Genomic DNA, 20,202 nt, shown 5'->3' with positions numbered 1-20,202 from the left:
ATTCAGCGCGCGCGCACCTTCGCCGCGATCAGCCACTGCGCCGCGTAGTAGCTGGCCAGCACCCACAGCGAAGCCACCGGCAGCGGCTGCACGAAGCGGTTGGTGGCCAGCAGCGCATCGCTCAGCATGAACAGGCAGGCGCCCAGCGCCACCTGCCGCGCCCCGGCATCGCCGAGCACGGCCGCGCGGCCGAGCGCCTGCGCTGCCATGCAGGCGATCACCACCACGTACAGGCCGACCGGGATCCGCAGGCCGGCCGGCAGCCCGCCCCACCACAGGAAGCCGTACATCGAGACGCCCACCGCCAGCGTGGCGGCCAGCGCTTGTCGGCGCGGAAAGAGGCCCACGCCTTCGGCGAACAGTGCGATGTAGGCCAGGTGCGCCAGCAGGAAGGCGACCAGGCCGGGAATGAAAAGCGTCGGCCACATCAGCAGGACGTCGCCGGCCAGCGAGGCCGCCAGCCCCGCGAGCAGCAGCAGGGCGAAGCGCCCCGGCATGGCGTCGCTGCGCGCACGCAGGCCGGCGAAGACGATCAGGATCGCGAGCGCCAGCGGCTTGGCGACGACATGCAGGCCGGCGATGCCGAGCGCGCCGCTCGCGGTCGCCAGCGCGGCGGCATCGACGAACAGCACGCCGATCACCGGCAGCCGGCCCTGCAGCACGGCGCCCGTGGCCCAGAGCCCGGCGGTCAGTGCGCCGAGCCAGACCAGCGAGGTGGTGAAGGCGAGCGTGTCCGAGAACCACAGGAAGGCGGTGGCGCCGCCCAGCAGCGCGATGAACTGCAGCGCCGCGAGGGCCTGCACGCCGCGCGAGGCCGGCGGCTCGTAGCGCTGCACGCCGGCGATGTCGAAGGGCGGCTTCGGATCGTTCGCGGCGAGGTCGGCCGGCCGCCACCCGGGCGGCTTGAACCACAGCCGCAGCTTGTCGCTCCAGTGCCGGGTGCGCCAGCTGTCGCGCGCCAGCGATGCATAGACCTCGGCGTTGGCCCACAGCGGGTCCCAGCTGCGCAGCGGGCTGCGGGTGCCGTACACGCAGCGCTCGCCTTCTTCCTGGAAGCTGCCGAAGAGGCGGTCCCAGACGATCAGCACGCCGCCGTAGTTGCGGTCGACGTAGCGGTCGTTGACTGCGTGGTGCACGCGGTGGTTCGACGGCGAGCAGAACCAGCGGTCGAACCAGCCGAGCTTGCCGACCTGCTCGGTGTGGACCCAGAACTGGTAGAGCAGGTCGACCAGCGCGACGACCCCGAACACCAGCGGCGGCACGCCGGCGATCGCCATCGGCAGGTAGAAGATCCAGCCGAACAGCGCGCCGCTGGAGGTCTGGCGCAAGGCGGTCGACAGGTTGTAGTGCTGGCTCTGGTGATGCACCACGTGCGCCGCCCACAGGACGGCGCTCTCGTGGCCGAAACGGTGCAGCCAGTAGTAGCAGAAGTCGTAGAAGACCAGCGCCAGCAGCCAGCCGTACCAGCGGGTCCAGAAGTCGGTGTCGGGGAACAGCGCGAAGGCCGACCAGATGGCGGTGTAGATGCCGATGCGCAGCAGCCCGGTGAGGGCGGCGCTGATCTGGCTCAGCATGCCGAGGCCGATGCTGTTGAGCGTGTCGGGCAGGCGGTAGGTGTCCTGGCCGATGCCGCGGCGCGCGCGCATCCGGCCGACGAAGAACTCGATGCCGATGAGCAGGAAGAAGAACGGTGTCGCGAGGACGATGATCTGGCCGGGTCGCATGAGCGGGATTTTCGGGTGCAGCGCCACCGTCACATATCCAGGCTTCCCCTGTCATGCGGGCGTCACCGCGACGCCTCCGGCGCGTCACGGGCGGCTGCGATCGTGTCCGTCCATGCAACGCGACGACGCTTTCCTTCGCGCATGGCGCGACACGACCGGCCCGGCCGGTGGCACCACCGACGACGAAGAAGTCACGCGGCCGCCACAGACCTACCGGACCCTCTGGATCTCCGACCTGCACCTGGGCACCCCGGGCTGCCAGGCGCGGGCGCTGCTCGACTTCCTGAAGCACACGCAGTGCGAGACGCTGTTCCTGGTCGGCGACATCATCGACGGCTGGCAGCTGCGACGCCACTGGTATTGGCCGCAGGCGCACAACGACGTGATCCAGAAGCTGTTGCGCAAGGCCCGCAAGGGCACGCGCGTGATCTTCATCCCGGGCAACCACGACGAGTTCGCGCGCAAGTACCTGCAGCACAACTTCGGCGGCATCGACGTCGCGGAGGAGTGGATCCACGAGACCGCCGACGGCCGCAAGCTGTGGGTCATGCATGGCGACCTGTTCGACGGCGTGATCCAGTGCGCCAAGTGGCTGGCCCATGTCGGCGATTCGCTCTACGAGTTCACGCTGAAGCTGAACCGGCACCTCAACTCGCTGCGCGCGCGCATGGGGCTGCCCTACTGGTCCTTGTCGAAGTACCTGAAGCTGAAGGTCAAGCGCGCGGTCAGCTACGTCGGCGACTTCGAGAGCGCGGTGGCGCGAGAGGCCCGCCGGCGCGGCGTGCAGGGCGTGGTCTGCGGCCACATCCACCACGCGGAACTGCGCGACATCGACGGCATCCTCTATGCCAATGACGGCGACTGGGTCGAGAGCCTGACGGCGCTGGCCGAGCATGCCGACGGGTCGCTCGAGATCCTGCACTGGGCGGGCCAGTTGCCGACGCGGACGGGCCTCGGGGCGGCGGCTTCGCGGCGCGCGGCGGCGGTTCCCGCATGACGGCGATGTCCGGCGCGCGAACCGTCGACCTCGTCTACTTCAATGCCGGCGGCGGCCATCGCGCTTCGGCGCTGGCACTGGAAGCGGCTATCGCGCGCGCCGGGCTGCCATGGACCGTGCGGCGGGTCAACCTGCGCGAGGTGCTGGACCCGAAGGACAGCTTCCGCAAGCTGACCGGCATGGACCCCGAGGACGTCTACAACAAGCGGCTCGCGCGCGGCTGGACGCTCGGCCTGGCGCAGGAACTCAAGCTGCTGCAGGGCATGATCCGCTGGGGCCACGCGCCGCTGCTGCGGCAGCTGCAGCAGCACTGGCTGGCGACCGAGCCCGACATGGTCGTGTCGCTGATCCCGAACTTCAATCGCGCGCTGTGCGAGTCGCTGGGCTCGACCTTGCCGGGCGTTCCCTACGTGACCGTGCTGACCGACCTGGCCGACCATCCGCCGCATTTCTGGATCGAGCAGGGGCTGGACCAGCACCTGGTGTGCGGCTCGGCCAAGGCGGTGCAGCAGGCCCGCGCGGCGGGCTATGCGGACGCGCGGATCCATGCCAGCTCGGGCATGCTGATGCGGGCGGCGTTCCACGAGCCGCCACGGGTCGACCGGGCGGTCGAGCGGGGGCGACTCGGCCTCGACGCCGACCGGCCGACCGGCATGGTGCTGTTCGGCGGCCAGGGCTCGAAGGCGATGCTCGGGATCGCGAAGCGCCTGCCCGAGACCCCGCTCATCCTCGCCTGCGGCCACAACGCGGCGCTGGCGCGGGCCCTGCGCGCGCTGCCGGCGCGGGCGCCTCGCCTGGTGCTGGAGTTCACGCCCGACATCGCGCACTACATGCGCCTGGCCGATTTCTTCATCGGAAAACCGGGCCCGGGCTGCCTGAGCGAGGCGGTGCAGATGCAATTGCCGGTGATCGTGGTGCGCAACCGCTGGACGCTGCCGCAGGAACGCTACAACGCCCAGTGGGTGCGCGAGCAGGGGGTCGGGCTGGTCTGCAGCAGCTTCGCCAAGGTCGACCAGGCGGTCGACGCGCTGACCGGGCAGCTGGGCCGCTACCAGGCGGCGACGCGCAAGGTGCGCAACCGGGCGATGTTCGAACTGCCGGGGATCCTGGCGGGCATCCTGGCGCGGGCCGAGGCGCTGAATGAAGAAAGCCTGCTATCGGTGGGATAGCAGGCTTTCCTGGGAGTGGTGGCACGTCCATCGCCAGGCTAAATGTGCGTCACCGAGAACTTGTAGCCCAGCGCATTGGCGACCTTCAGCACCGTGGCATAGCTGGGGTTGCTCTCCCCAGACAGCGCCTTGTACAGCCCCGCACGCGACAGGCCTACGTCTTTGGCGAGCTGCATCATGTTGCGAGCCCGCGCCACGTCGCCGAGCGCGGCGACCATCAGGGCGGGGTCGTTCTCATCGGCGCATGCCTGCAGATAGGTCTCGATCTCTTCCTCTGTCTTGAGGTGGTCGGCAGTGTCGTAACGGGAAAATCGTTCGGTCATGGCTTACTCCTTCCAGTCGGCGGCCAGTGCCTTGGCCTTGTTGATGTCGGCAGACTGTGTGGCCTTGTCGCCGCCACACAGCAGAACAATCAGGATCGCACCGCGGCGCATGAAATAGACCCGGTAGCCGGGTCCCTCGTCGATTCGCATTTCCGACAGGCCGTCGCGTGGTGGGCTCGGAATCGAGCACAGCACGCGCGACCGCAGCCAACGAAGTTGCCTGCAGAGCGCCTGCCAGCAAAAGGCGGACGAAAGAAAAAGGGGTTACGTTTGCACGTAACCCCTTGATTTGTATGGTGGCTCTTCACGGACTCGAACCGCGGACCTGTGGATTATGATTCCATCGCTCTAACCGACTGAGCTAAAGAGCCGAGCCCAGGATTATAGCCTTTTCTGCGGCGTGTCGATCCAGCCCTCCAAACTTTCATGAGCGGCGGGCGATTTCGCCGGCCGCAGCGCATCAGGTCAAAATCCGCCGATGCCTTCGCCCGCCGCCGCGATTCCCGACCCCTTCGACGCCCTCAGCGACGACCAGTTGATGCTGGCCTACGCCGGCGGCAACGCCCACGCCTTCGACGCGCTCTACGAGCGCCATGAGAGCGCCTTGTTCCGCTTCGTGCGCCGCCTGCTGGGCCTGCGGCTGGCGGCCGAGGTGGGGGAGGTGTTCGAGGAGACTTGGTCGCGCATCGTGTCGGCGCGGGACAGTTTTTCGCCCAAGCAGTCGAACTGGCGTGTCTGGGCCTTCACGATCGCGTACCGCATGGCGAACGAGCGGCTGCGGGTCAGCGGCCGCGAGGTGGCGTTCTACGCCCATGACGAGGACGGCGATGGCCTGGAGGCGGCGCAGCTCTTCAGCCGCGGCCTGCTGCGCCACGGCAGCGCCGCCGCCGCCAACGATGGCGCGCAGCCGTCGCCGGAGGAACTGGCCTTCTGGCAGGCGGCCGGGCGGCGCCTGCTTGCCTGCCTCGACGAACTGCCGGACGACCAGCGCGCCGCCTTCCTGCTGCACCAGGAGGAGGGCTTCACGCTGGAGGCGATGGCGGCCACCCTCGACATCGGCGCCGAGACCGTTCGCGGCCACCAGGGCCGGGCCTTGAAGAAATTGCGCGGCTGCATGGAGCGCTATCTCTCTGTATTGGTGCCCCACGCATGAGTGCCGCCAAAGACGCGCCCGACGACCTGCGCGACGACCGCCTGCGCAAGGCGCTGCTTCACGCGCCCGACCAGAGTGCGGCGCCCGACTGGCGGCTGCGCAAGGCGATCCTGCGCGACGCTCACGATGCCGTCGGCGCGACCGACCCGGCCACCGACGCAGCCGAACTGGAGCGTGCCGCCCGGCCGTGGTGGCAATCGGAAGGTCGCGGTCGACGCGGCAAACGATGGGGCGCGGTCTTCGCCATCGCCCTCGCGGCGCTCGTCGCGGGCGTGCTCTGGCAGCGCCAGCCGACCGGTCCAAAGCTCGATGCCGAGATCGCGAAAGATGCGCTTCGGCCAGCGCCACCGAAGCCGCCTGCGCCGGCGTCTGCAGCTGCAGACGGGCCGGTCGCCTCGCTGTTGCCGTCGCTGGAGCCGATCCCCATGCCGCCACCGCCAGCGCCAGCGCCACCACCACCGCCACCGCCAGCAACTGCGCCGCTGCGAACGCCGCCGCCGGTCCGGGTCGCGCCCCCGGTCGCCATGCCGCCACCCCCGCGCGGCCCCGCAACCCTTCCTTCGATCGACGAACGTGCGCCGGCGCAGGTCGCACCGGGCGTGGCCGCCGCGCTGCCGCCCGATCCGGCCCGCAAGCCGTCGCCCACCGTCCGCACCGACGAGACCGACCCCCCGACCTTCGACGCGCTGGCGACCTGGAGCCGCATCACGATCAGCCGGCGCGGCGGCGAGAGCCGCAGCCTCTCGCGGCCCGAGGCGCGCGAACTCAACGCGCTGTTGGGATCTGCCGCGCTGTCGGCCGTCGGGCCCCGTCCCTTGGCCGGCACGCCCGAGTGGCGGGTCACGCTGGAACGCGGTCCGGACTCGCTCGCCGTGTTCGAGATTTCCGGCGGCCAGGTGCGCTGGCGCGAAGGCCGGGCGCCGCCGGCCACGGGGGCGCCATCGCCGCAAGCGCTGGCGGCGCTGCGCCAGGCGCTGCAGGAGGCCGTGACGGCACCCGAAGCGGCCGCCGCACCGGAGCCGCCGCGCAATCCCTGACGGCTATTCGTTCTTGAAGTCGGGCGTGCGCTTGGTCAGGAAGGCGTCCATGCCTTCCTTCTGGTCGGCGGTCGCGAACAGCGCGTGGAACAGCCGGCGTTCGAACATCACGCCGTCGGACAGCCCGCCCTCGAAGGCCCGGTTGACCGATTCCTTGGCCGCCATCACCGCGATCTGCGAGAAGCTCGCGATCGTCAGGGCCGCGCCGAGGGCCTCCTCGGCCAGCTTCTCGTACGGCACGATGCGGCTCACCAGTCCGGCACGCTCGGCCTCGGTGGCGTCCATCATGCGGGCCGTCAGCGCCATGTCCATGGCCTTGGACTTGCCGACCGCGCGCGGCAGCCGCTGGGTGCCGCCGGCCCCGGGAATGACGCCGATCTTGATCTCGGGCTGGCCGAACTTCGCGTTGTCGGCCGCGATGATGAAGTCGCACATCATCGCCAACTCGCAGCCGCCGCCGAGCGCGAAGCCGCTCACCGCGGCGATCACCGGCTTGCGGATCTGGCGGATGGTCTCCCAGTTGCGCGTGATGTACTCGCCCTTGTAGACATCCTGGAAGCTGTACTTGGCCATTGCCGCGATGTCGGCACCGGCCGCGAAGGCGCGCTCGCTGCCGGTCAGGATGATGCAGCCGATCGCCGGGTCGGCGTCGAAGGCCTTCAGCGCCTGGCCCAGCTCGGTCATCAGCGCATCGTTGAGCGCGTTCAGCGCCTTCGGGCGGTTCAGCGTGACGATGCCGACCTTCTCGGCTTCGATGCGCACCTCGATGTTCTCGTAGCTCATGGGTGTCTCCTTGAAACGAACAATCTGGGGGGGCGGTGGCTACTGCGGATGCAGCCAGGCGGCCATCCGGGCCGGGTCCTGCGCGAACAGGCGCCAGGTCGTGACGCCGGCGGGCAGCGTGAGCGGCAGGCGCAGCAGGCGGCGATCGCGGGCGACCAGGGCCGTCGCCTTGCGCAGCGGCCCGAGGTAGAGCGCGAGGTCGTCGAGCCGCGTCAGGCGCCAGCCCTGGGCCGGCCGGCCCTTGGCCGCCGGCAGCTCGATGCCGATCCATTCGTCGTTGGCCGAGAAGCCGGCCTGTTCGGCGGCGCCGCCGCGCAGCACCACCTTGACCTGGATGCTGCCGCCGGTCTCGGTGACGCGCAGGCCGAGCTCCTGCGCCCGCTGCGCCGGGTCGTCGAGCGCGGCCACGCCGTGGGCGCGCAGCAGGTCGGCCAGGGGCAGCTCGTCGGTGGTGTGGACCCAGCGCGCGAGTTCGGCCGCGTACGACCGGCCGCCGACCGTTTCCAGCGCGGCGGCGACGTCGGACTCGGCGATCGGACCGCCGTCGGTCTGCTTCCACAGCAGCCGCATCACGTCGTCGAGCGTGCCCTTGCCTTCGGCGCGCAGCGTGAGGTCGAAGCACATGGCGACCAGGGCGCCCTTGGTGTAGTAGCTCACCGTGGTGTTGGGCGTCTGCTCGTCCTGGCGGTAGTACTTGATCCAGGCGTCGAAGCTGGCCTGGGCCACCGACTGCACCAGCCGGCCCGGCGTCTGCAGGACCTGGTTGACCGTCTTGTTGACGAGGCGGAGATAGGTGGCGTCGTCGATGCGCCCGGCGCGGCGCAGCAGCAGGTCGTCGTAGTAGCTGGTGAAACCCTCGAACAGCCACAGCAGCTCGGTGTAGTTCTCGCGGCCGTAGTCGTAGCGCGCGAACTCCACCGGCCGCAGGCGCTTCACGTTCCAGGTGTGGAAGTACTCGTGGCTGACCAGGCCGAGCAAGGTGGTATAGCCCTCGGGCTGCTTGCGGGCGCCGAGCTGCGGCAGGTCGCGCCGGGTGCAGATCAGCACCGTCGAATGGCGGTGCTCCAGACCGCCGTAGCCGTCGTCGACGGCGTTGAGCATGAACACGTAGCGGTCGTGCGGCGGCTTCGGGCCGCCGCGCTTGCCGACCTTGTCGCCATGCCAGAAGCGCATCTGCGTCTCGCAGATCGCCTGGGTGTCGGCAATCAGCCGCTCGCCATCGAAGGAGGCCGGCGCGCCGGCGACCACGAAGCGGTGCGGCACGCCGCAGGCCTCGAATTCGGCGCTCCAGAACGGGCCCATCTCGACCGGGCTGTCGGCCAGTTCGTCGAAGTTCGCGGCCAGGTAGCTGCCGAAGCCCTGGCGGTCGATGCGGGTCGGCTGCAAGGCGGTGGCGCAGGACCAGCGCGCGCCGTCGGCGGCGGCGGGCGGCGCCACCACCTCGAGCGCATGCGGCGCGTCGACCTGGCCTTCGACCTGCAGGCACACGCTGGTGGCGTTGAAGAAGGCGCGGTCGGCGTCCAGCCAGGCGGTGCGCACCGAGTTGTCGTAGGCGCAGACCTCGTAGCGCAGCACCAGCGGCCTGCCCGGCGCGCAGTCGACTTCCCAGCCGGCCTTGTCGAGTTGGCGCACGACCAGCTTGCGGCGCCCCTGCTGGGCGCGCAGCTGCTGCAGGTTCTTCGAGAACTCGCGCACCAGGTAGCTGCCGGGAATCCAGGCCGCGAGCGCCAGGCGCTGCAGTGCGGCCGGCTCGGCGACGGTGAGCGTGACGGCGAACAGATGCGCCTTGCGATCCGCGCACTCGACGCGGCAGTGGACGGCCGGCGTGGCCATCAATTGAGCGCGGCGAGTTGCTTCTCGACCTGCGCGGCGGGGATCGCGCCAGGTGCGCGCGTGCCGTCGCTGAAGATCAGGGTCGGCGTGCCGGTGATGTTGTATTTCTGGCCGAACTCGCGGTTGCGCGTGAGGGCCGTGGTGTCGCATTCGGCGGCCGCCGGCGCGACGCCGCGCTGCATCCAGTCGTCCCACGACTTGGCCTTGTCCTTGGCGCACCAGATGTTGCGCGACTTGACCACCGAGTCGGGTCCGAGCACCGGGTAGAGGAAGAGCTGGATCGTGACGTTGTCGACCTTGGTCAGGTCGCGCTCGAACTGCTTGCAGTAGCCGCAGTTCGGGTCGGCGAACACCGCCAGCCGGCGCTTGCCGTTGCCGCGCACGATCTTGATGGCGTCCTTGCCGGGCAGCTTGTCGAAGGCCACCTGGCTGAGCTTCTCGACCCGTTCCTCTGTGAGGTTCTTGCGTTCCTTGACGTCGATCAGGTTGCCCTGCAGCAGGTAGTTGCCCTGTTCGTCGGTGTAGAAGATCTCGAAGCCGTTGACCCGCACCTCGTAGAGGCCGGGGATCGGCGCCTTCGTGACCTCGTCGATCTTGGCGAACTGCGGGATCCGCGCGGCGAGGTTCTTGCGGATCTCGGCCTCGCCGGCGGTGGCGCTCAGCGCCATGCCGAACATCAGGGCCGCCAGGGCGGCGAACAGGGGGCGGACAGGGTGCTTCATGGTGATGTTCCGGGGATCACTGCAGGCCCATGGCCTGGCGGGCGATCCAGTTCTTGACGAGCCGTGTGCGGTCGAAACCGCGCATGCCCCAGTTGCGCAGCGCCGGCAGGGGGTCGGCGCTGTGGGCGAAGAGTTGCTGCAGGCCGTCGGTGGCGAGGCTCATCGACAGCACGTCGGTGCGGCGTGCGCGCTCGTAGCGGCGCAGCAGCCGGGCGTCGCCCACGCTGCGCCAGTAGTCGCGGGTGCGGATCACCTCGGCCAGCGCGGCGGCATCGCCCAGGCCCAGGTTCAGGCCCTGGCCGGCCAGCGGATGCACCGTGTGGGCGGCGTCGCCGGCCAGTGCCCAGGCGCCGCCGTCGCCGAAGGCGCCGGTCCAGCGATCGGCGATGGCCCGCTGCAGCGGCCAGGCGCTGCGCTCGCTGGTGAGCCGGAACGCGCCGAGCGCGTCGTGGCTGGCTTCGCGCAGGGCGGCGGTGAAGGCATCGGCCGGCTGCGCCAGCAAGGTCGGGGCGTGGAACTGGTCGACCGACCAGACCAGCGCCAGCGAACGGTCGGTGTCGCCGAGCGGCAACAGCGCCAGCACCTCGCCCTTGTCGTTGAACCACTGGCGCGCGATGCCGTCGTGCGCCTGCTCGGCTTCGAGCCGGGCGGCGATCGCATGCTGGGGATAGCGCGTGACCTCGTAGCCCACGCCGAGCGCTTCGCGGGTGGCGCTGATGCGGCCTTCGCAGACCACGGTCAAGGGGGCGGCCACCGGCGCGGCGACGACCTCGACGCGGGGCTGGAAGCGCACCGCGTCGCTCAGTTGCTGCTCGAGCGCGGGCACGTCGACGATCCAGGCCAGCGCATCGACCTTCTGGCGGGCGGCGGAGAACTGGACCCGTCCGCCTTCGTCGCCATGCACCTGCATTTCGCGCACCGGGGTGGCATGGGCCGCGGCGGGCCAGGCGCGCAGCGATTCGAGCAGGGTCTTCGAGGCACTGTTGAGCGCATAGGCGCGCACATCCTGGCCGGTCGGCGGCACGGCGGGCACGACCAGCGCCACGCGGACGCGTTCGCGGGCCAGCAGCAGCGCCAGCGTCCGGCCGACGATGCCGGCGCCGCGAATGCAAACTTCGGGGGGAAGAGCCATTCGGAGATTGTAGATGTGGCCCCCACGCTCCCCACTGCGTGTGGTTCGCTGCCCCCCCGAGGGGGCCGCAGGCCGCCTTGGGGCGGCCCGGCGCCGGCCTGACTCCCGCACAATCTAGTCCTTCCGAGAAGGGACCCAACCCGTGAATGCTGCCGATTTCGATCTCCAAGCCACCATCGCCCGCCTGTTCGTCTACCCGGTCAAGTCTTGCGCCGGGGTCGAGCTGGACGAAGCCCTGCTGATCGAGACCGGACTGGAATTCGACCGCGCCTGGATGGTGGTGGACGCACAGGGCGAATTCGTCAGCCAGCGCGAACTGCCCCGCATGGCGCTGGTCCGCCCGCAGCTCAAGCACTCCGAGATGGTGCTGCGCGCCCCCGGCATGTTGGCGCTGCACATTGCCTTCGACCGGGTCGAGCAGCCGGTCCGGGTCAAGGTCTGGAAGGACGAGGTGGCGGCCTACGACATGGGCGACATCGCGGCCCAGTGGTTCACTGACTTCCTGTCGGAGCCCGGGCGGCCGCAGAAGCTGCGCATGGTGCGCTTCGACCCCGACGAGCGGCGCCTGTCGAGCCTGAAATGGACGGAAGGCGTCGAAGCCCTGAACCAGTTCGCGGACGGCTTCCCGCTGCTCGTCGCAAGCGAGGGCTCACTGGCGGAGCTGAACGCGAAGCTGGGGGCCGCCGGCCATCCGGCGGTCGGCATCGAGCGGTTCCGGCCCAACATCGTGCTGGCGGGCGTCGAAGCGCACGACGAGGACCGCGTCGAGACCCTGCACATCGCGACCGCCGAGGGCGAGGTGCTGATGCGGCCGGTCAAGCCCTGCGCGCGCTGCCCGATCCCCGACATCGACCCCCGGACCGCCGTCAGCAGCCCCGAAGTGGGCGACACGCTGCGCACCTACCGCTCGGACCCGCGGGTCGATGGCGCGATCACTTTCGGGATGAATGCGATCGTGCTGCAGGGGCTGGAGCATGCGCTCCGGGTCGGTCAGCCAGTGGGCGGCAACCTGCGCTTCGAATAGCGCCCGCCACCGGCCTGACACCGGCCTGATGCCGGGCGCCTAAAATACCCGGTTACCCCCAGAATTCTGAAAGCACCCGCCATGAGCCTCCAGTGCGGCATCGTCGGCCTGCCCAACGTCGGCAAGTCCACCCTCTTCAATGCCTTGACCAAGGCAGGCATCGCGGCCGAGAACTACCCCTTCTGCACCATCGAGCCCAATGTGGGCGTGGTCGAAGTGCCCGATCCGCGGCTGGCGCAACTGGCCGACATCGTCCAGCCCGAGCGCGTGGTGCCGGCGATCGTCGAGTTCGTCGACATCGCGGGCCTGGTCGCCGGTGCCAGCCAGGGCGAAGGCCTGGGCAACCAGTTCCTGGCCCACATCCGCGAGACCGACGCCATCGTCAACGTGGTGCGCTGCTTCGAGGACGACAACGTGATCCACGTGGCCGGCAAGGTCGACCCGATCTCCGACATCGAGGTGATCCAGACCGAGCTCTGCCTGGCCGACCTGTCGACGGTCGAGAAGGCGCTGCACCGCCACACCAAGACCGCCCGCTCGGGCGACAAGGAAGCCATCAAGCTGGTGGCGCTGCTCGAGAAGTGCCAGGCGGCGCTGAACGAGAACAAGCCGGTGCGCTCGATCGAGTTCAGCAAGGAAGACAAGCCGCTGGTCAAGCAGTTCTCGCTGATCACCGCCAAGCCCGCGATGTTCGTCGGCAACGTGTCCGAGGACGGCTTCGAGAACAACCCCTTCCTCGACCGACTGCGCGAGTACGCCGCGGCGCAGAACGCGCCGGTGGTGGCCATCTGCGCCAAGATCGAAGCCGAACTCGCCGACATGGACGACGAGGACCGCAAGATGTTCCTGGCCGAGATCGGCCAGGAGGAGCCGGGCCTGAACCGCCTGATCCGTGCCGCCTACACGCTGCTGGGCCTGCAGACCTACTTCACGGCCGGCGTCAAGGAAGTGCGCGCCTGGACCATCCACATCGGCGACACCGGCCCGCAGGCGGCCGGCGTGATCCACACCGATTTCGAGAAGGGCTACATCCGTGCCCAGACCATCGCCTTCAACGACTTCATCGCCTTCAAGGGCGAACAGGGCGCCAAGGACGCGGGCAAGATGCGCGCCGAAGGCAAGGACTACGTCGTCAAGGATGGCGACGTGATGAACTTCCTGTTCAGCTCCTGAGCGCCTGCATGATCACGGTCCACCACCTCAACAATTCGCGCTCGCAACGCGTGCTCTGGCTGCTCGAGGAACTCGAGCTTCCGTACGAGGTGGTGCGCTACCAGCGCGACGCCAAGACCATGCTCGCGCCGCCCGAACTCAAGCAGGTTCATCCGCTGGGAAAGTCGCCGGTGGTCACCACCGACGAGGGCATGACGCTGGCCGAGTCGGGCGCCATCATCGAGACCCTGGTCGAGCACTACGGCGATGGCCGGCTGTCGCCCGTGGCCGGCACGCCGGAGGCCCTGCGCTACCGCTACTGGCTGCACTACGCCGAAGGCTCGGCCATGCCGCCGCTGCTGCTCAAGCTGATGTTCGACCGGGTCGAGAAGGCGAAGATGCCGTTCTTCGCCAGGCCGATCGCCAAGGGCATCGCCGACAAGGCCCGCGCGGCCTTCATCCTGCCGAGCCTCAAGACCCACCTCGACTTCATGGAGGGCGAACTCGGCAAGAGCGAGTGGTTCGCCGGCGACGCCTTCACCGGCGCCGACATCCAGATGAGTTTTCCGGTCGAGGCCGCGCGGGCCCGCGGCGGCCTCGATGCCTCGCGGCCGAAGCTGATGGCCTGGCTCGAACGCATCCATGCGCGCCCGGCCTACGCGCGCGCACTGGAGCGCGGCGGCCCCTACGGGCTGTTGAGCTGACGCCGCCTCAGTTGTTCGGCCAGATGTAGAGCAGCGCCACGGTCATCGTGAGGTAGCGTGCGAACTTGCCGACCGCCATATAGAACACGCAGGGCCAGAACGACAGCTTGAGCCAGCCGGCGACCGCGCACAGCGGATCGCCGACGATCGGCAGCCAGGCCAGCAGGCAGGCCTTGGGGCCGAGCCGCTCCAGCCAGCCCAGCACCCGCAGGTGGTGCTTCGAATGCGAATACTTGTCCGCCACCTTGTGGGCGCCGTAGCCCATCCACCAGTCGACGACGCCGCCCAAGGTGTTGCCGATTGTGGCGACCGCGATGGCCTCCCAGAACATGTCCGGGTTGAGCTTGAGCAGGCCGAACAGCACCGGCTCCGATCCCACCGGCAGCAAGGTCGCCGACACGAAGGCGGCGATGAACACCGTACTGAGCCCGTACTGAGGAAGCGCCAGGAGCGCCAGGAGGGAGTCGAGCCATGCTTGCATAGGTGTGCGCGCAGTATAGAAAGGCGCGGGCCGGCCCCGGCGTAGGCGAGAACCCTCATCTTGGGGGCCCCACCTGCGCGGCGAGGGTGCAAATCGTTTCAGCCGAAGCAGCGCCGCGCCGCTACAATCGTGCCTCATTTTTCAGCAGCCCAGCGCGCGCCAACCTCCTCCATGACCCTGCAGATCGGCCATATCGCGCTGGAAAACAGCCTGTTCGTCGCCCCCATGGCGGGCGTCACGGACCGGCCGTTCCGCATGCTGTGCCGCGAGCTCGGCGCTGGCTACGCGGTCAGCGAGATGGTCACCTCGCGCAAGGAACTCTGGGGCACGCTGAAGACCTCGCGCCGCGCCAACCACGACGGCGAACCCGGCCCCATCTCGGTGCAGATCGCAGGCACCGATGCCGACATGATGTTCGAGGCCGCGCAATACAACATCGACCGCGGCGCGCAGATCATCGACATCAACATGGGATGCCCGGCCAAGAAGGTCTGCAACAAGTGGGCCGGCTCGGCCTTGATGCGCGACGAGCCGCTGGCGCTCGAGATCGCCGAGGCGGTGGTCCGTGCCGCACTGCCGCACGGGGTGCCGGTCACGCTCAAGATGCGCACCGGCTGGAGCGACGACAGTCGCAACGCCGTGACACTGGCGCGCCGCTTCGAGCAGGCCGGCGTCCAGATGCTGACCGTGCACGGCCGCACGCGCGAGCAGGGCTACAAGGGCCGGGCCGAATACGACACCATCGCGGCGGTCAAGGCCGCGGTGCGCATTCCGGTTGTCGCCAACGGCGACATCACTTCACCAGAGAAAGCGCGCGACGTTCTGGCGCTGACCGGCGCGGACGCCATCATGATCGGCCGTGCTGCGCAGGGCCGGCCGTGGATCTTCCGCGAGATCGCCCACTTCCTCGATACAGGTACGCATCGGGCCCCGCCGCTGGTGGCCGAAGTGCGTCGACTGATGCTGGACCACCTGAAGGAGCACTACGCCCTCTACGGCGACTACAGCGGCGTGCGAACGGCGCGCAAGCACATCGGCTGGTATGTGCGCGCGCTTCCCGGCGGCGAGGCGTTCCGCACTGCGATGAACGCGATCGAGGATTGCGATGCGCAATGGCGCGCCGTGGCCGGGTTCTTCGACACGCTCGCGGGTCAGATGGACCGCATTCCTGCCGCAGCCGAGGGCGAACTCGATCAGCTGGACGAACAGGCAGCCGACGCATTGGCGTAAGAAAAGCAGAACAAGAGGAGAAGAAGAGAAGGCCATGAGCAAGAAACACATCGAAGACTGCGTACGCAGCAGCCTGGACAGCTATTTCCGCGATCTCCGCGGCACCGAACCCGACGGCATGTACGAGATGCTGGTGCGGGTGGTCGAGAAGCCTTTGCTCGACGTCGTCATGACGCGCGCCGAGGGCAACCAATCCAAGGCCGCGCAATGGCTCGGCCTCAACCGAAACACGCTGCGCAAGAAGCTGGTCGAACACAAACTCTTGAAGTAATTCCCGATGAACGCACTGATCTCCGTATCCGACAAGACCGGCATCCTCGAATTCGCCCAGGCGCTGCATGCGCTGGGCATTCATCTGCTGTCCACCGGCGGCACCGCCAAGCTGCTGGCCGACGCCGGCCTGCCGGTCACCGAAGTGGCCGACCACACCGGCTTTCCCGAGATGCTCGACGGCCGGGTCAAGACGCTGCACCCGAAGGTGCACGGCGGCCTGCTGGCGCGGCGCGATGTGCCGGCGCACATGGCTGCGTTGAAGGAACACGGCATCGCCACCATCGACCTGCTGGTGGTCAACCTCTACCCGTTCGAGGCCACGGTCGCCAAGCCCGGCTGCACGCTCGAGGACGCGATCGAGAACATCGACATCGGCGGTCCGGCGATGGTGCGCAGCGCGGCCAAGAACTGGAAGGACGTCGGCGTGCTGACCGATGCCTCCCAGTACCCGCTGGCGCTGGCCGAACTCAAGGCCGACGGCAAGCTCAGCGACAAGACCAAGTTCGCCTTCTCGGTGGCTGCCTTCAATCGCATCAGCCAGTACGACGGCGCGATCAGCGACTACCTCTCCCGCATCCAGGAAGACGGCGCCCACGCGCTGTTCCCGGCCCAGAGCAACGGCCGCTTCGTCAAGCTGCAGGACCTGCGCTATGGCGAGAACCCGCACCAGCAGGCCGCTTTCTATCGCGACCTGTACCCGGCGCCCGGTTCGCTGGTGACGGCGAAGCAGCTGCAGGGCAAGGAACTCAGCTACAACAACATCGCCGATGCCGACGCGGCATGGGAATGCGTGAAGAGCTTCGACACGCCGGCCTGCGTGATCGTCAAGCACGCCAACCCCTGCGGCGTCGCCACCGGCAAGGATGCCCTCGAGTCCTACAGCAAGGCCTTCAAGACCGATCCGACCTCGGCCTTCGGCGGCATCATCGCCTTCAACCGGCCGCTGGACCGGGCCGCGGCCGAAGCGGTCAGCAAGCAGTTCGTCGAAGTGCTGATGGCGCCGGGCTACTCGGCCGAGGCGCTGGAAGTCTTCAAGAGCAAGGTCAACGTGCGCATCCTCGAGATCGCGCTGCCGCCGGGCGGCAAGAGCGACTGGGACAACGGCCGCAACGCGGTCGACGTCAAGCGCATCGGTTCTGGCCTGCTGATGCAGACCGCCGACAATCGCGAGCTGTCGATCGGCGAGCTCAAGGTCGTGAGCAAGAAGCAGCCGACCCCGCAGCAGCTGCAGGACCTGCTGTTCGCCTGGAAAGTCGCCAAGTTCGTCAAGAGCAACGCGATCGTGTTCTGTGCCGACGGCATGACCATGGGCGTCGGCGCCGGCCAGATGAGCCGTCTCGATTCGGCGCGCATCGCCAGCATCAAGGCCCAGCACGCGAACCTGTCGCTGGCCGGCACCGCGGTCGCGAGCGATGCCTTCTTCCCGTTCCGCGACGGGCTCGACGTGGTGGTGGACGCCGGTGCGACCTCGGTGATCCAGCCCGGCGGCTCGATGCGCGACCAGGAAGTGATAGCCGCCGCCGATGAGCGCGGCGTGGTCATGGTGCTATCGGGCGTGCGCCACTTCCGGCATTAATCGCTGCCGTCGGAGAAGCGGTACTTCAGCTGGAAGCTGATGGCGCCGTAGAGCTTGTCCTTGATGCTGGGGATGATCGCGATGTTCAATCCCCAGTGCTTGCCCTCGATCGCCGCGGTCGGGATGAGCGCCGGGAACCAGCCGCCGTTGTTGGTCATCTGGTAGCCGTCGAAGCCGCCCACCACGGCGCCCAGCTTCACGCCGTGGAACTCGAAGGGCATCACGTACAAGCCGATGTAGTTCGAGTAGTCGCGGTCGCTGTTGCGGAACCGGCCAGCGGTGGCCGAGAAGGTCTTGTCGATCGGCCACTCGATGCCGATCCCCGGGTTGGCGTCTTCCAGCCCCTTGTTGCGATCGAAATGCAGCGAATAGAAGCCCGGGTTGATCCAGACCTGGCTGATGTCGGCCTGGGCCAGCGCAAGGCCGGGCAGCAGCAGGCACGCGCCTGCCAGGAGCGATGGCAGCTTCACTGCGCCTACAGCGTCTTGAAGATCTGGCGCGCCGCCTCGACGCTGGCGGCGATGTCGTCGTCGCTGTGCGCGGCGCTCACGAAGCCGGCCTCGTAGAGCGCCGGCGCGATGTAGACGCCGCGCTCCAGCAGGCCGTGGAACAGCGTGTTGAATTTCGTGCCGTCGCTCTTCATCACCGCCGTGTAGTTCTGCGGCAGCGCGTCGAGCAGGAAGAAGCCGAACATGCCGCCTTCGCTGTCGGCGCTGAAGGGCACGCCCTCGGCGGCCGCGGCGGCCTTCAGGCCGTCGACCAGCGACCGTGTCTTGGTCGACAGCGCTTCGTAGAAGCCCGGCTTGGCGATCTCCTTGAGGGTGGCGAGTCCGCAGGCGGTCGCCACCGGGTTGCCCGACAGGGTGCCGGCCTGGTAGACCGGCCCCATCGGCGCCAGCTGTTCCATGATCGCGCGCGGTCCGCCGAAGGCCGCCAGCGGCATGCCGCCGCCGATCACCTTGCCCAGCACCGTGAGGTCGGGCGTGACGCCGAGCACGCCCTGGGCGCCGCGCAGGCCGACGCGGAAGCCGGTCATCACTTCGTCGAACACCAACAGTGCACCGTACTGCGTGCACAGTTCGCGGCAGCGCTTGGCGAAGGCCGCGCTGGCGCGGACGAAATTCATGTTGCCGGCGATCGCCTCGATCATCAGGCAGGCGATCTCGTGGCCGTGCAGCGCGAAGGCTTCCTCGAGCTGGGCCAGGTTGTTGTACTCGAGCACCAGCGTGTGCTGCACCACCTCGGGCGGCACGCCGGCCGAGGTCGGGTTGCCGAAGGTCGCGAGGCCGGAGCCGGCCTTGACCAGCAGGGCGTCGGCATGGCCGTGGTAGCAGCCTTCGAACTTGATGATGTATTTGCGGCCGGTGGCGCCACGGGCCAGGCGCAGCGCGCTCATCGCGGCCTCGGTGCCCGAGCTCACGAGGCGCACCATCTCCATCGACGGCACCAGCGCCAGGATGGCTTCGGCCAGCTCGATCTCGCGCTCGGTCGGGGCGCCGAACGAGAAACCTTCGGTGACGGCGCGCTGCACTGCCTCGACCACGGCCGGATGTCCATGGCCGAGGATCATCGGGCCCCACGAGCCGATGTAGTCGATGTAGCGCTTGTCATCGGCGTCCCAGAAGTAGGCGCCCTGCGCGCGCTTCACGAAGCGCGGCGTGCCGCCCACGGCCTTGAAGGCCCGCACCGGCGAATTGACGCCTCCGGGAATGACGGCGCGGGCGCGCTCGAAGAGGATCTCGTTCTGGTCCATGTTTGGCATTGGCAGAGTATCTTTCATGTCGCTTGCCGCGGCCGGCGAAGCCAGGCCCGTTGGTGAAACACCGCGGAACCGGCTTTGCCGGGCCGCTGGTGTTGCCCCCGGCAGGGGGTGGGAGGGCTACACGCAGTGAGCCCGACCTGGGGGCGAGCTAATGCCGGGTGTCGTGCGGGGGGAGGGCGAAGTCCGTGGGGGACGCGAGGTCGTCATTGTCCTCGTCCTCCTCGGGCTGGGCCCAGAACAGGCGGTCGGGCAGCACGTGGCCCATGCCGGGGCGGAAGCCGGCGTCGAGGCAGCGGTCCATGTAGCTGAGCGCCTCGGCGGTGGCCGCGACCAGGTCGGTGCCGCTGGCGAGCAGCGCCGCCAGCGCGGCCGACAAGGTGTCGCCGGCGCCGGCGAACACGGCGTCCAGCCGCTCGTACTTCTCGCTCGCGAGCACCGCCTGAGGCGAGGCCAGCACGTTGTCGATGAACTGGTCCGGCAGCATCAGCCCCGTGACCAGTGTGTAGGGCACGCCGAATTCCCCGGCCGCCATCGCGATGTCGCGCGCCGTCGGCGGCCGCTCGCCGCTCCAGTCGGGCAGCAGCCAGCGCCACAGCGTGCTGTGGTTGCCGACCAGCACCGTGGTCTGCGGCAGCACCAGGTCGCGGAAGGCATCGAGGTAGGCCTCGATCTGGGCGTCTTCCCACCACGAGAGGTTCGGCATGTAGGCGACCACCGGCACTTCGGGGTAGTCGGTCGCGGTCTCGGCCACGGTGCTGAGGTTTTCGGGCGATCCGACGAAGCCGACCTTGATCAGCTGCACCTCGACATCCTCGAGGATCGAGCGCGCCTGCTCGGCCACCGCCTCTTCCTCGAAGGCGAAGTGGTCGAAGATCTCGGCCGTGTCGCGCGCGTAGGCGCCCGTCACCACCGCCAGCATGTGGGCGCCGACCGAGGCCATGGCCAGGGCGTCGCCGCCCAGGCCGCCGGCCCCGCTCGGGTCGCTGGCATTGAACACCAGCACGCAGGGTGGATTCAAATCGGCGTCGTCTGCGTCGGTGTCGTCCGAGGGGTCGGTAAGATCGCTCACTTTGCGGTCGTGCTCTGGTGGTAGTAGATAAGTTTTCATACTCAAATCAGGGCTCAAC

At 68.7% G+C, this 20,202-nt stretch carries 21 protein-coding genes and 1 tRNA gene; 10 read left to right on the top strand and 12 right to left on the bottom strand.

Features of this window, described 5'->3' with window-relative positions:
• Nucleotides 1–2: 2 nt before the first annotated feature.
• Complete coding sequence (locus QTI17_RS18265) at nucleotides 3–1,724, bottom strand: lysoplasmalogenase family protein (RefSeq protein ID WP_286534828.1); 1,722 nt, start codon at nucleotides 1,722–1,724, stop codon at nucleotides 3–5.
• A 112-nt stretch (nucleotides 1,725–1,836) separates the two neighbouring features.
• Between QTI17_RS18265 and QTI17_RS18260 the strand changes: the two genes are divergently transcribed.
• On the top strand, nucleotides 1,837–2,721 hold the full coding sequence (locus QTI17_RS18260; RefSeq protein WP_286534827.1) for a UDP-2,3-diacylglucosamine diphosphatase: 885 nt from the start codon (nucleotides 1,837–1,839) through the stop codon (nucleotides 2,719–2,721).
• A gap of 5 nt (nucleotides 2,722–2,726) precedes the next feature.
• Complete coding sequence (locus tag QTI17_RS18255) at nucleotides 2,727–3,890, top strand: glycosyltransferase (RefSeq protein ID WP_286534826.1); 1,164 nt, start codon at nucleotides 2,727–2,729, stop codon at nucleotides 3,888–3,890.
• 38 nt (nucleotides 3,891–3,928) lie between these two features.
• Here the strand turns inward: QTI17_RS18255 and QTI17_RS18250 are convergent, their stop codons facing one another.
• The 3 genes from QTI17_RS18250 to QTI17_RS18240 form a co-directional block, all read right to left on the bottom strand.
• On the bottom strand, nucleotides 3,929–4,213 hold the full coding sequence (locus tag QTI17_RS18250; protein ID WP_286534825.1) for an addiction module antidote protein: 285 nt from the start codon (nucleotides 4,211–4,213) through the stop codon (nucleotides 3,929–3,931).
• Between the two features lie 3 nt (nucleotides 4,214–4,216).
• The gene (locus tag QTI17_RS18245; protein WP_353506717.1) at nucleotides 4,217–4,408 is read right to left on the bottom strand and encodes a type II toxin-antitoxin system RelE/ParE family toxin; all 192 of its coding nucleotides are present in this window, start codon (nucleotides 4,406–4,408) and stop codon (nucleotides 4,217–4,219) included.
• A gap of 99 nt (nucleotides 4,409–4,507) precedes the next feature.
• A tRNA-Met gene (locus QTI17_RS18240) sits at nucleotides 4,508–4,584 on the bottom strand.
• Nucleotides 4,585–4,691: 107 nt separating this feature from the next.
• On the opposite strand from QTI17_RS18240, the gene QTI17_RS18235 reads away from it, so the two are divergent.
• Nucleotides 4,692–5,366, top strand: coding sequence for an RNA polymerase sigma factor (locus QTI17_RS18235; protein ID WP_286534824.1), 675 nt, complete (start codon nucleotides 4,692–4,694; stop codon nucleotides 5,364–5,366).
• Nucleotides 5,363–6,403 (top strand): hypothetical protein, encoded by a 1,041-nt coding sequence (locus QTI17_RS18230; protein ID WP_286534823.1) that lies wholly within the window; start codon nucleotides 5,363–5,365, stop codon nucleotides 6,401–6,403. Before QTI17_RS18235 ends, QTI17_RS18230 begins: the two co-directional genes overlap by 4 nt.
• 3 nt (nucleotides 6,404–6,406) lie before the next feature.
• Here QTI17_RS18230 and QTI17_RS18225 read toward each other — a convergent pair whose 3' ends face one another.
• The 4 genes from QTI17_RS18225 to QTI17_RS18210 form a co-directional block, all read right to left on the bottom strand.
• Complete coding sequence (locus QTI17_RS18225) at nucleotides 6,407–7,186, bottom strand: enoyl-CoA hydratase (RefSeq protein WP_286534822.1); 780 nt, start codon at nucleotides 7,184–7,186, stop codon at nucleotides 6,407–6,409.
• 39 nt (nucleotides 7,187–7,225) lie between these two features.
• The gene (locus tag QTI17_RS18220; RefSeq protein WP_286534821.1) at nucleotides 7,226–9,019 is read right to left on the bottom strand and encodes a M61 family metallopeptidase; all 1,794 of its coding nucleotides are present in this window, start codon (nucleotides 9,017–9,019) and stop codon (nucleotides 7,226–7,228) included.
• Nucleotides 9,019–9,696 (bottom strand): DsbC family protein, encoded by a 678-nt coding sequence (locus tag QTI17_RS18215; RefSeq protein WP_286534920.1) that lies wholly within the window; start codon nucleotides 9,694–9,696, stop codon nucleotides 9,019–9,021. The genes QTI17_RS18220 and QTI17_RS18215 overlap by 1 nt, the downstream gene beginning before the upstream one ends.
• Before the next feature lie 61 nt (nucleotides 9,697–9,757).
• A complete protein-coding gene (locus tag QTI17_RS18210; protein ID WP_286534820.1) occupies nucleotides 9,758–10,873 on the bottom strand; it encodes an FAD-dependent monooxygenase in 1,116 nt (371 codons plus the stop codon).
• Between the two features lie 142 nt (nucleotides 10,874–11,015).
• On the opposite strand from QTI17_RS18210, the gene QTI17_RS18205 reads away from it, so the two are divergent.
• From QTI17_RS18205 to QTI17_RS18195, 3 genes are all read left to right on the top strand, one after another.
• Nucleotides 11,016–11,897 (top strand): MOSC domain-containing protein, encoded by an 882-nt coding sequence (locus QTI17_RS18205; protein WP_286534819.1) that lies wholly within the window; start codon nucleotides 11,016–11,018, stop codon nucleotides 11,895–11,897.
• A gap of 81 nt (nucleotides 11,898–11,978) precedes the next feature.
• On the top strand, nucleotides 11,979–13,070 hold the full coding sequence (gene ychF / locus QTI17_RS18200; protein WP_286534818.1) for a redox-regulated ATPase YchF: 1,092 nt from the start codon (nucleotides 11,979–11,981) through the stop codon (nucleotides 13,068–13,070).
• 8 nt (nucleotides 13,071–13,078) lie between these two features.
• Nucleotides 13,079–13,753 carry a glutathione S-transferase gene (locus tag QTI17_RS18195; RefSeq protein WP_286534817.1) on the top strand — a complete coding sequence of 225 codons (675 nt, stop codon included), beginning with the start codon at nucleotides 13,079–13,081 and terminating at the stop codon, nucleotides 13,751–13,753.
• Between the two features lie 7 nt (nucleotides 13,754–13,760).
• Here the strand turns inward: QTI17_RS18195 and QTI17_RS18190 are convergent, their stop codons facing one another.
• Nucleotides 13,761–14,234 (bottom strand): YqaA family protein, encoded by a 474-nt coding sequence (locus QTI17_RS18190; protein ID WP_286534816.1) that lies wholly within the window; start codon nucleotides 14,232–14,234, stop codon nucleotides 13,761–13,763.
• Between the two features lie 171 nt (nucleotides 14,235–14,405).
• Between QTI17_RS18190 and dusB the strand changes: the two genes are divergently transcribed.
• The 3 genes from dusB to purH are packed head-to-tail and all read left to right on the top strand — an operon-like array spanning nucleotide 14,406 to nucleotide 17,313.
• Nucleotides 14,406–15,464: a tRNA dihydrouridine synthase DusB gene (dusB, locus tag QTI17_RS18185; RefSeq protein ID WP_286534815.1), complete on the top strand. Its 1,059-nt coding sequence runs from the start codon at nucleotides 14,406–14,408 to the stop codon at nucleotides 15,462–15,464.
• A gap of 34 nt (nucleotides 15,465–15,498) precedes the next feature.
• Nucleotides 15,499–15,735 (top strand): Fis family transcriptional regulator, encoded by a 237-nt coding sequence (locus tag QTI17_RS18180; RefSeq protein WP_028249493.1) that lies wholly within the window; start codon nucleotides 15,499–15,501, stop codon nucleotides 15,733–15,735.
• A gap of 6 nt (nucleotides 15,736–15,741) precedes the next feature.
• Nucleotides 15,742–17,313: a bifunctional phosphoribosylaminoimidazolecarboxamide formyltransferase/IMP cyclohydrolase gene (gene purH, locus QTI17_RS18175; RefSeq protein ID WP_286534814.1), complete on the top strand. Its 1,572-nt coding sequence runs from the start codon at nucleotides 15,742–15,744 to the stop codon at nucleotides 17,311–17,313.
• Here purH and QTI17_RS18170 read toward each other — a convergent pair.
• The 3 genes from QTI17_RS18170 to thiD form a co-directional block, all read right to left on the bottom strand.
• Nucleotides 17,310–17,783 (bottom strand): hypothetical protein, encoded by a 474-nt coding sequence (locus QTI17_RS18170; RefSeq protein ID WP_286525493.1) that lies wholly within the window; start codon nucleotides 17,781–17,783, stop codon nucleotides 17,310–17,312. The two genes, purH and QTI17_RS18170, sit on opposite strands and share 4 nt — an antisense overlap.
• Before the next feature lie 5 nt (nucleotides 17,784–17,788).
• Entirely contained in the window at nucleotides 17,789–19,075 is a 1,287-nt protein-coding gene (hemL, locus tag QTI17_RS18165; protein WP_286534813.1) for a glutamate-1-semialdehyde 2,1-aminomutase, read from the bottom strand.
• 148 nt (nucleotides 19,076–19,223) lie between these two features.
• Complete coding sequence (gene thiD, locus QTI17_RS18160; RefSeq protein ID WP_286534812.1) at nucleotides 19,224–20,183, bottom strand: bifunctional hydroxymethylpyrimidine kinase/phosphomethylpyrimidine kinase; 960 nt, start codon at nucleotides 20,181–20,183, stop codon at nucleotides 19,224–19,226.
• Between the last annotated feature and the right edge of the window lie 19 nt (nucleotides 20,184–20,202).

It is taken from the genome of Variovorax sp. J31P179 (genome assembly GCF_030316985.1).
Classification (GTDB): Bacteria; Pseudomonadota; Gammaproteobacteria; order Burkholderiales; family Burkholderiaceae_C; genus Variovorax; species Variovorax ginsengisoli_B.
Note: the sequence above shows the minus strand (reverse complement) of the source record. Positions and strands in the feature narration are given on the sequence as shown.

What these genes read in the sequence shown, in the direction of transcription:
- QTI17_RS18265 (WP_286534828.1), bottom strand. Translation starts at nt 1,724, where the DNA reads ATGCGACCCGGCCAGATCATCGTCCTCGCGACACCGTTCTTCTTCCTG.
- QTI17_RS18235 (WP_286534824.1), top strand. Translation starts at nt 4,692, where the DNA reads ATGCCTTCGCCCGCCGCCGCGATTCCCGACCCCTTCGACGCCCTCAGC.
- ychF (WP_286534818.1), top strand. Translation starts at nt 11,979, where the DNA reads ATGAGCCTCCAGTGCGGCATCGTCGGCCTGCCCAACGTCGGCAAGTCC.
- QTI17_RS18230 (WP_286534823.1), top strand. Translation starts at nt 5,363, where the DNA reads ATGAGTGCCGCCAAAGACGCGCCCGACGACCTGCGCGACGACCGCCTG.
- QTI17_RS18250 (WP_286534825.1), bottom strand. Translation starts at nt 4,213, where the DNA reads ATGACCGAACGATTTTCCCGTTACGACACTGCCGACCACCTCAAGACA.
- QTI17_RS18215 (WP_286534920.1), bottom strand. Translation starts at nt 9,696, where the DNA reads ATGTTCGGCATGGCGCTGAGCGCCACCGCCGGCGAGGCCGAGATCCGC.
- purH (WP_286534814.1), top strand. Translation starts at nt 15,742, where the DNA reads ATGAACGCACTGATCTCCGTATCCGACAAGACCGGCATCCTCGAATTC.
- QTI17_RS18220 (WP_286534821.1), bottom strand. Translation starts at nt 9,019, where the DNA reads ATGGCCACGCCGGCCGTCCACTGCCGCGTCGAGTGCGCGGATCGCAAG.
- QTI17_RS18255 (WP_286534826.1), top strand. Translation starts at nt 2,727, where the DNA reads ATGTCCGGCGCGCGAACCGTCGACCTCGTCTACTTCAATGCCGGCGGC.
- QTI17_RS18195 (WP_286534817.1), top strand. Translation starts at nt 13,079, where the DNA reads ATGATCACGGTCCACCACCTCAACAATTCGCGCTCGCAACGCGTGCTC.
- QTI17_RS18260 (WP_286534827.1), top strand. Translation starts at nt 1,837, where the DNA reads ATGCAACGCGACGACGCTTTCCTTCGCGCATGGCGCGACACGACCGGC.
- QTI17_RS18190 (WP_286534816.1), bottom strand. Translation starts at nt 14,234, where the DNA reads ATGCAAGCATGGCTCGACTCCCTCCTGGCGCTCCTGGCGCTTCCTCAG.
- thiD (WP_286534812.1), bottom strand. Translation starts at nt 20,183, where the DNA reads ATGAAAACTTATCTACTACCACCAGAGCACGACCGCAAAGTGAGCGAT.
- QTI17_RS18180 (WP_028249493.1), top strand. Translation starts at nt 15,499, where the DNA reads ATGAGCAAGAAACACATCGAAGACTGCGTACGCAGCAGCCTGGACAGC.
- dusB (WP_286534815.1), top strand. Translation starts at nt 14,406, where the DNA reads ATGACCCTGCAGATCGGCCATATCGCGCTGGAAAACAGCCTGTTCGTC.
- QTI17_RS18210 (WP_286534820.1), bottom strand. Translation starts at nt 10,873, where the DNA reads ATGGCTCTTCCCCCCGAAGTTTGCATTCGCGGCGCCGGCATCGTCGGC.
- QTI17_RS18225 (WP_286534822.1), bottom strand. Translation starts at nt 7,186, where the DNA reads ATGAGCTACGAGAACATCGAGGTGCGCATCGAAGCCGAGAAGGTCGGC.
- hemL (WP_286534813.1), bottom strand. Translation starts at nt 19,075, where the DNA reads ATGCCAAACATGGACCAGAACGAGATCCTCTTCGAGCGCGCCCGCGCC.